Annotated in this window: 3 protein-coding genes; all 3 read left to right on the forward strand. The window is 70.6% G+C overall.

From position 1 onward, the window contains the following. Positions 1-45 precede the first annotated feature (45 nt). The 3 genes from VIB55_RS22965 (at position 46) to VIB55_RS22975 (ending at position 4,063) form a co-directional block, all read left to right on the forward strand. On the forward strand, positions 46-450 hold the full coding sequence (locus VIB55_RS22965) for a DUF2442 domain-containing protein (RefSeq protein WP_331879011.1): 405 nt from the start codon (positions 46-48) through the stop codon (positions 448-450). A 169-nt stretch (positions 451-619) separates the two neighbouring features. Continuing rightward, positions 620-3,676, forward strand: a complete 3,057-nt coding sequence (locus VIB55_RS22970) for a PAS domain S-box protein (RefSeq protein ID WP_331879012.1) — start codon at positions 620-622, stop codon at positions 3,674-3,676. A 135-nt stretch (positions 3,677-3,811) separates the two neighbouring features. Further along, positions 3,812-4,063, forward strand: a complete 252-nt coding sequence (locus tag VIB55_RS22975; RefSeq protein WP_331879013.1) for a hypothetical protein — start codon at positions 3,812-3,814, stop codon at positions 4,061-4,063. Positions 4,064-4,101 lie beyond the last annotated feature (38 nt).

Here is a 4,101-nt window from a genome sequence, read left to right on the forward strand (position 1 = left end):
CGCGTACCTGCCAGGCTCACCTGCTTTCCGAGTGGAGGAACTACCATGGCGGCGATCACTGACCTGAGCAAAAACGGGGTGTCCGGCGCGGCCGCGGGCGGAGGCGAGCCCCGCGCGGCCACCGCCTGGTACGACGAGGCGGCGCGGGTGATGATGGTGGAGATGAAGAACGGGTGCCGGTTCGGGTTTCCTCCGGAGCTGGTGCACGGGCTTCAGGATGGCACGCCCGCGCAATTGGCGGCGGTGGAGGTGTGGGAAGACGGCGAGGGGCTGCACTGGGACGAGCTGGACGCCGACGCCGACCTGAACGGGCTGATGCTGCACGCCTTCAACGTCAAGGTCTGGGCAGCGCGGTACCTGGGCTCTGCCACCTCCGAGGCCAAGGCCCGGGCGGCACGTGAAAATGGGAAAAAGGGCGGGCGCCCGCGCGGGAAGGCCGCTCCGGGGTGAGGCGTCCCGGCGGCGCGTACGCGGCGCGCAAGATGCAGGCTGGCACGGGCAAGCTGAACAGTCTTGGCCGGGACGCGGGGCCCCGGTATACTGGTAGTCGCCCCCCCGTTCATTTCCGCCGTGGCGCCCTCTCCCGGCGCGCACTCCGGGCCTGCTCTCGGACCCCGCGATGAACACCGCCCTGCCTCCGGGCCTTCACCTGCACGACGGGCTGCGCCGGCTGGCCGAGCTGCACCTGGGCTCGCTCGACGGCCTGGAGCCCGGCTGGCGTCACTTTCTGGAAGCGGTTGACGCCGAGTTCCGCCGCGCCGACGAGGCGCGCGGGCTGCTGGCGGGCACCTCCGGCGCCGCCGCGGGCGACCTGCTGGACCGCTACTACCGCCTGCAGAGCGACGTGGCCGCGCTGGACCGCGCCGCCGAGGCGCTGCGCGAGAGCGACCGCCAGTTCCGCGAGCTGGCCGAAACCGTCGCCGCCGCCACCTTCGTCTACCAGGGCACGCGCTTCCGCTACGTGAACACGGCCGCCGAGGAGCTCACCGGCTACTCCCGGGCCGAGCTGCTGGCGATGACGTTCTGGGACATGGTGCACCCCGACTTCCGCGAGCTGGTGCGCGAGCGCGGGCTCGCGCGGCAGCGGGGCGAACCCGTTCCCCCGCGCTACGAGTTCAAGATCCTGCGCAAGGACGGCGGCGAGCGCTGGCTGGACTTTACCGCCGGCGTGGTGGAATACGGCGGCGAGGCCGCGGCGCTGGGCACGGCGTTCGACATCACCGCGTACCGGGAGGCCGAGGCGCAGCTCCAGCGGCAGGCGCTGGTGTTCGACAGCCTGTACGACGCGGTGATGTTCACCGACATGAACGGCCGCCTCGCGGGATGGAACCGGGCGTCGGAGCGGGTCTACGGCTGGACGCGCGAGGAGGCGCTGGGGCGCGGGCCCGAGCTGTGGCTGGGTCCCGAACGGGCGCAGGAGGTGGCGCAGGAGGTGTTCGAGGCGCTGGACAGCGTAGGACGCTGGCAGGGGCGCATCCCCTTCGTGCGCAAGGACGGCAGCGAGGGCATCTCGGAAACGCTGGTGATGCCCCTGCTGGATGCCGCCGGGCGGCGGGTGGGGGCGGTGGGGGTAAACCGCGACGTCACCGACCGCGAACGGGCGCAGGAGGAGCTGCGGCGCAGCGAAGAACGCTACCGGCTGATGGTGGCCGGGAGCGAGCAGGTGTTCTTCTATTCCCACGACCGGGCCGGCCGCTTCGAGTACGTGTCGCCCTCGGTGGCCAGCGTGCTGGGCTACACGCCCGAAGAGCTGGTGGGGCGCAGCTACCACGAGCTTCACCCCTCGCCCGAGTCCGACGCCCTGGTCGACGAGCAGACCGCGCAGACCATGGCGTCGGGAGGCACGCCCAACACCTATCCCACCACGGCGAAGCACCGCGACGGGCACATGGTGGCGCTGGAGCTGGTGGAAACGGCCGTCACCCGCGGCAACCGGGTGGTGGGGGTGCACGGGTTCGCGCGCGACGTCACGCCCCGGCGCGCCGCCGAGCGCGCGCTGCGGGAAAGCGAGGGCCGCTACCGCTCCCTGTTCGAGCAGTCGCGCGACGCCATCTACATGACCACGGTGGATGGCAACTTCGTGGACATGAACCCGGCCGGCCTGGAGCTGTTCGCCTACACGCGCGAGCAGATGCTGCGCATGCGCGTGGGCGACCTGTACGCCAACCCGGCCGACCGGCAGCGCTTTCGCGACGAGATCACCCGCGCGGGGTACGTGCGCGACCACGAGGTGCGCCTGCGCCGCGCCGACGGCGAGGCCATCGACGCCCTCCTGTCCGCCTCGCTGCGCACCGCGCCCGACGGTACGGTGCTGGGCTACCAGGGCATCATCCACGACATCACCGAGCGCAAGCGGGCCGAGGAGCAGCTTTCCTACGGCGCCCTTCACGACGCGCTGACGGGCCTTCCCAACCGCCTGCTCTTCGTGGACCGGCTGGAGCACGCCGCCGAGCGTGTGCGCCGCGGCGACCACCTGTCGCTGGCGGTGCTGTTCCTGGACATCGACCGCTTCAAGGTGGTCAACGACTCGCTGGGCCACGGCGTGGGCGACCAGCTGCTGCGCGAGGCGGCGGAGCGGCTGGAGCAGGCGCTGCGCCCGGGCGACACGCTGGCCCGCTTCGGCGGCGACGAGTTCACCGTGCTGCTGGAGGGGATCCAGGGCCCGCTCGAGGCCACGCACGTCGCCGAGAAGCTGCTTCACGCCGTCGCCGAACCGTTCACGCTGGAGCGGCACGAGGTGTTCGCCACCGCCAGCGTGGGCATCTCGCTCTCCGCCACGGGGAACGAAAAGCCCGACGAGCTCCTGCGCGATGCCGACGCCGCGCTCAGCCGCGCCAAGATCCTGGGAAAGAACCGCTACGAGGTGTTCGACCGCGCCATGCACGCGCAGGCGCTGTCACGGCTGCGGCTGGAGTCGGACCTGCGGCGGGCGCTGGAGCGGGGGGAGCTTCGCCTGGCGTACCAGCCCATCGTGTCGCTGGCCAGCGGCGGGGTGGAAGGCTTCGAGGCGCTGCTGCGCTGGCGGCACGCCGAGCGGGGCGACATCACCCCCGCCGAGTTCATTCCGTTGGCCGAAGAGACGGGGCTGATCCTGCCGATCGGCCGGTGGGTGATCGAGGAAACCTGCGCCCAGATGAAGCGCTGGCGCGAGGAGCTGGGGCACGCGCGGGTGTCGATGTCGGTGAACCTGTCGCCCCTGCAGTTCGCCCAGCCCGACCTGGCCGAGCACTTGGCCGCTACGATGGCCAGCTGCGGCGTGGAGCCCAGGCGCTTCCGGCTGGAGATCACCGAAACGGTGCTGCTGGACCACGAGGCCAACGCCGTGCTCATGCTCGAGCGGCTGCGCGAGATGGGCGTGGTGCTGTGCATGGACGATTTCGGCACCGGGTACTCGTCGCTGGGCTACCTGCACCGCTTTCCGCTGGACGTGGTGAAGATCGACCGCTCGTTCGTGCGGCGGATGGACCGCGACGGCCGCAGCGCGCAGCTGGTGCACGCCATCGTGAACCTGGCGCGCAACCTTCGCGTAGGCGTCGTGGCCGAAGGGGTGGAAACGCGAGAGCAGCTGGCGGCGCTGCGGGGGATGGCCTGCGACGAGGCCCAGGGATTCCTGTTCGCCGAGCCGATGCCTGCCGAAAAGGCGGCGTTGATGATCTCCGCCAACCCGCGCTGGTGAGCGCCTTCCGCCCCTGCCGTGGCGGGCCGGATGCCTGGAACATCTGTGTAAGTCGATGTAACGGGCGCGTTTAGAATTGTAACGATTGGCACGCGGCGTGCACTGCGCCCCCGCTGGCACAAACCTGGGGGTGACATGGCACTGCGTAGCTTCACGGATTCCACCGGGCACGAGTGGCGCGTGTGGAACATCGTCCCGCAGTACGGGACGGGGTCGGACGACGATACGTTGACGCCAGGGCTGGAAGGCGGCTGGCTGTGTTTTGAGAACGAGGGCGACAAGCGCCGGCTCTGCCCCATCCCCGACGACTGGGAAACGGCCGACGCCGAGCAGCTGGAACGCTACTGCGGGCAGGCCAAGGCGGTGAAGCGGCGGAGCCTGGTCTGAGGTGAAAGTACCAGGTACCCAGTGCGAAGTACCAAGTA

This window comes from Longimicrobium sp. (genome assembly GCF_036554565.1).
GTDB lineage: Bacteria > Gemmatimonadota > Gemmatimonadetes > Longimicrobiales > Longimicrobiaceae > Longimicrobium.